Raw genomic sequence first — 415 nt, forward strand, 5'->3', positions numbered from 1 at the left:
CCCGAGGAGCGTCGGAGACGCCACATCCCTGATGCCTGCTGCGCTGCATCTGCACGGGCGTCGCATCCGAACGCACACGCGAGGAGCGAACGATGGCGGACACCAAACCCAACATCCTGGTGATCTGGGGCGATGACATCGGAATCACCAATCTCAGCTGCTACAGCGAAGGACTGATGGGTTACCGGACCCCGAACATCGACCGCCTCGCCGACGAGGGCATGAAGTTCACCGACTCGTACGGCGAGCAGAGTTGCACGGCCGGCCGCGCCTCGTTCATCACCGGTCAGAGCGTGTACCGCACCGGGATGAGCAAGGTGGGGATCCCGGGCGTCGACGTCGGACTGTCCGACGAGGACCCCACCATCGCCGAACTGCTCAAACCCCTCGGCTACGCCACCGGACAGTTCGGGAA

General features: G+C 64.3%; 1 protein-coding gene. It reads left to right on the top strand.

The genetic code is table 11. The features are described 5' to 3' along the window. Positions 1 to 92 precede the first annotated feature (92 nt). Positions 93 to 415: sulfatase-like hydrolase/transferase (locus AC1DYG_RS20140; RefSeq protein WP_477641610.1), on the top strand; the 323-nt coding region annotated here is incomplete at its 3' end.

This window comes from Pedococcus sp. P1_H8, from assembly GCF_056405175.1.